Source organism: Nocardia otitidiscaviarum NBRC 14405 (assembly GCF_000308635.1).
Classification (GTDB): Bacteria; Actinomycetota; Actinomycetes; order Mycobacteriales; family Mycobacteriaceae; genus Nocardia; species Nocardia otitidiscaviarum.
Genome location: NZ_BAGD01000203.1, coordinates 1 through 277 on the forward strand (window position 1 = coordinate 1; position 277 = coordinate 277).

Here is a 277-nt window from a genome sequence, read left to right on the forward strand (position 1 = left end):
ATCTCCGAATGCAGCACCGAATTCACCTCCGCGCACCAGGTTTTCGCTGCCGCGTTGGCCTCGCGCAGGCTCACCGGACGCCCGGTCATCGCGGCTTCGGTCAGCAACGGCACCGCCAGATCGGACTGGGCATAGCCGCACAAGTTCTCCACGATGCCCTTGGACTGCGGATCGGCGGCATGGCACCAGTCCGGGGAGAAACCGTAATGTGTTGCGAAGCGGACATATTCGGGTGTCGGGACGACCACGTTCGCGACCACGCCGCCCTTCAGACAGC

Annotated in this window: 1 pseudogene; it reads right to left on the reverse strand. The window is 64.3% G+C overall.

Going from position 1 to position 277, the window contains the following annotated elements:
- Positions 1–277 (reverse strand): annotated as a pseudogene (locus ON31_RS29350) (IS21 family transposase); the annotation flags it as partial.